The 1447-nt window shown below is 66.3% G+C and carries 1 protein-coding gene; it reads left to right on the top strand.

Features of this window, described 5'->3' with window-relative positions; translation table 11 throughout:
• Window positions 1-235: 235 nt before the first annotated feature.
• On the top strand, window positions 236-1447 hold a 1212-nt coding region (locus P3W75_RS23645), incomplete at its 3' end, for an aspartate aminotransferase family protein (protein WP_276229748.1).

The raw sequence follows: 1447 nt of genomic DNA, 5'->3' as shown, positions 1-1447 counted from the left end.
ACCCCACCCAACCTTCCCCGTCCGACCATCGAACAAATTCCCCCTGCGCCTTGTACCCCCGCGCCCGCCCTGGCTTTACACTGCGCCTTACCGACGCTTTCTGTCGCATTTCCGAAAGCCTCGGAAATCCACGGGTTGGCGCTATAAGAAGTTGTCGCTTGGCGACAATGCCAACCGGTTTTTCGTCCCTACAATCCTTCCATCGATAGCCGCCTTGCCAGGCAGGAGAACACCGATGTCCGCTCCGCACGCTCAGGTTCAACGCTCCGACTTCGACCAGGTGATGGTCCCCAACTACTCCCCGGCCGCTTTCATTCCGGTGCGTGGGCAGGGTTCGCGAGTCTGGGACCAGAGCGGCCGCGAGCTGGTGGATTTCGCCGGCGGCATCGCCGTGAACTCCCTGGGCCACTGCCACCCGGCGCTGGTCGGCGCGCTGACCGAGCAGGCCAACCAGATCTGGCACGTGTCCAACGTGTTCACCAACGAGCCGGCCCTGCGCCTGGCGCAGAAGCTGATCGACGCCACCTTCGCCGAGCGGGTGTTCTTCGCCAACTCCGGCGCCGAGGCCAACGAGGCCGCGCTCAAGCTGGCGCGCCGCTACGCCCACGACGTCCATGGCGCGCAGAAGTACGAGATCATCTCGATGGTCAACAGCTTCCACGGCCGCACCCTGTTCACCGTCAACGTCGGCGGCCAGGCCAAGTACTCCGACGGCTTCGGGCCGAAGGTCGAAGGCATCACCCACATCCCGTTCAACGACCTGGACGCGCTGAAGGCGGCCATCTCCGACAAGACCTGCGCCGTGATCATCGAGCCGGTGCAGGGCGAGAGCGGCGTGCTGCCGGCCGACAAGGCCTACCTGGAAGGCGTGCGCAAGCTGTGCGACGACAACGGCGCGCTGCTGATCTTCGACGAAGTGCAGAGCGGCTTCGGCCGTACCGGCTACCTTTACGCCTACCAGCACTACGGCGTGGTCCCGGACATCCTCTCCAGCGCCAAGAGCCTGGGCGGCGGCTTCCCGATCGGCGCCATGCTGACCACCGCGAAGATCGCCGAGCACCTGGTCGTCGGCACCCACGGCACCACCTACGGCGGCAACCCGCTGGCCTGCGCGGTGTCCGGTGCGGCCTTCGACGTGATCAATACGCCCGAAGTGCTCGAAGGCGTGCGCGCCAAGCACGAGCGCTTCAAGGCGCGCCTGGAGAAGATCGGCCAGGAGTACGGCATCTTCACCCAGGTCCGCGGCCTCGGCCTGCTGATCGGCGCGGTGCTTTCCGACGCCTGGAAGGGCAAGGCCAAGGACGTCTTCAACGCCGCCGAGCGCGAAGGCCTGATGATCCTGCAGGCCGGCCCGGACGTGGTGCGCTTCGCGCCCAGCCTGGTGATCGCCGACGCCGACATCGACGAAGGCTTGGATCGCCTGGAACGCGCGGTCGCCAAGCTGACC

This window comes from Pseudomonas citronellolis (genome assembly GCF_029335315.1).
GTDB classification, from domain to species: domain Bacteria; phylum Pseudomonadota; class Gammaproteobacteria; order Pseudomonadales; family Pseudomonadaceae; genus Pseudomonas; species Pseudomonas citronellolis_A.
This window is presented reverse-complemented; position numbering and strand designations above follow the sequence as displayed.